At 40.4% G+C, this 1,476-nt stretch carries 1 protein-coding gene and 2 pseudogenes; all 3 read left to right on the forward strand.

The window, feature by feature from the left end; genetic code table 11:
- A pseudogene (locus FGQ85_RS18535) lies at positions 1-270 on the forward strand (hypothetical protein); the annotation flags it as partial.
- A 17-nt stretch (positions 271-287) separates the two neighbouring features.
- The gene (locus FGQ85_RS18165) at positions 288-578 is read left to right on the forward strand and encodes a hypothetical protein (RefSeq protein ID WP_118638185.1); all 291 of its coding nucleotides are present in this window, start codon (positions 288-290) and stop codon (positions 576-578) included.
- 641 nt (positions 579-1,219) lie between these two features.
- Positions 1,220-1,476: pseudogene (locus tag FGQ85_RS18175) on the forward strand (hypothetical protein); the annotation flags it as partial.

A 1,476-nucleotide genomic window follows, 5' to 3' on the forward strand; every position in this document is an offset into this window, starting at 1 on the left:
GCATACGAGGATTTAGTAAAGATGAGCCTGGATGAGAAGAAGCGTTTACAGTATGAGGCCAGGGAGAAAGCGATCCTGGACTATCGTTCCAACATGGAGGGAGCCAGGAAGAGGGGATTTCAGCGAGGCATGATACAAGGTGGTCAGGTCATGTTGATTCGGCTCTATCAGAAGAATCGTCTGACGTTGGAGGAGGCTGCAGAAGAAGCAAACATGACAGTAGAAGAGTTTCGCAAGCTTGTGGAATTGGCAGAACATTCTATGGAATAAGGTGTGGGGAAAAGATATTGAAAGCGTTAATGCATTGGGTTACGGAGAATGAAGCGGTTCTTACGATGATGACGGCGCTCCTTACATTTTTTCTTGGAAGATATACAAGTTATAGAGAGGACTATCGGGAAGGAAGAAAGGAAATTAATGATACCTTTTATAAGCCATTTTTAGAATTGTATGATAATGAGCACCATTCGATGGCATGGTATTATACTGATTTATCTCTGGAGATGCAGAATTCTATTATGGAAATTTTGCTCACAAACAGGTACAAGGTTCATCCACGAATCAAAAATAAAATATGAAGGTATTTCAATCTATATATTCCTATATAGAGAAAGAATATGTGAAAAATAACAGAGCACTGTACTGTTCCCTGGCAAAGAGGTTCTATTTTTGGATCATCGAACGGAGAACTTGACAGCGTGTCCTGTAAGATCATAACTTTATCATCAGGTAGTTTTTTATTGGTTGATGATTTTCACTTGGGGAAAAGCTTCTCCAAGTGAGTTGTCGGTCATCTTATGATTCACTTGCCAGGAAAGATTCATTTCCGCCGTCCGTTTGACGACCTTGGCAACTGTGTTACGGGATACGCCGCAGCTATGTGCGATGTTCCGTTTACTAAATCCTAAGCTTTTCTGGCGAAGGATTTCTCGATACTTGGTTGTAATAGTGCCTCTGGTTTCTTGCATTTTCGTTATTGATATGTTACTCTACCCATATCTGAAAAGCACTCGCTTTTCGTATTTCTAAGGCATTCGCCGAAATTTTCAAACATTACATTTATATACGGCAGACACATTGGCCGGTAATCGGATGGCTTCTTACATTTCTATATTCCTTTCTCAGGCAAACCACTTTTTCAAATGAAGAAAATGTGTTACACTTACAGCAGACAGAAACATCCTTTTCCAGCGGATGAGAAGCCGGGAAAGGATGGACTATGAGAAAAAACAAAAGAAAAAGAAAAACACAAAATAAGAGAAGACAAACTGCCCGAAGCGAAGATTTTATCATGAAGCCTTCCGTGGACTGGTGTTTCAAAGAGCTGATGAGAAATCCTAAGACAAGAAAAGGATTTATTGCAGTGCTTTTGCAGGTTAAGCCGGAAGAAATTGATGAAACGATCCTGTTGGAAAATGAGCTTCCCAAAGAAGCAGAAGAGGAAAAGCAGGGAATTCTGGATGTGCATGTATGCCT

Origin of the sequence: Pseudoflavonifractor sp. BSD2780061688st1 E11 (genome assembly GCF_005844125.1) — a bacterium.
Classification (GTDB): domain Bacteria; phylum Bacillota; class Clostridia; order Lachnospirales; family Lachnospiraceae; genus Sellimonas; species Sellimonas catena.